Source organism: Priestia sp. 53B2, assembly GCF_056099005.1.
Genome location: NZ_JBLZXA010000108.1, coordinates 1 through 242, shown reverse-complemented (window position 1 = coordinate 242; position 242 = coordinate 1). Strand labels below are relative to the sequence as shown.

Here is a 242-nt window from a genome sequence, read left to right as displayed (position 1 = left end):
CGCCTGCGCGCGCTTTACGCCCAATAATTCCGGATAACGCTTGCCACCTACGTATTACCGCGGCTGCTGGCACGTAGTTAGCCGTGGCTTTCTGGTTAGGTACCGTCAAGGTACAAGCAGTTACTCTCGTACTTGTTCTTCCCTAACAACAGAGTTTTACGACCCGAAAGCCTTCATCACTCACGCGGCGTTGCTCCGTCAGACTTTCGTCCATTGCGGAAGATTCCCTACTGCTGCCTCCC

1 rRNA gene is annotated in these 242 nt (G+C 54.1%); it reads right to left on the bottom strand.

Annotated elements, in window-relative coordinates:
• Positions 1 to 242: ribosomal RNA gene (locus ACN6NE_RS31350) — 16S ribosomal RNA — on the bottom strand; the annotation flags it as partial.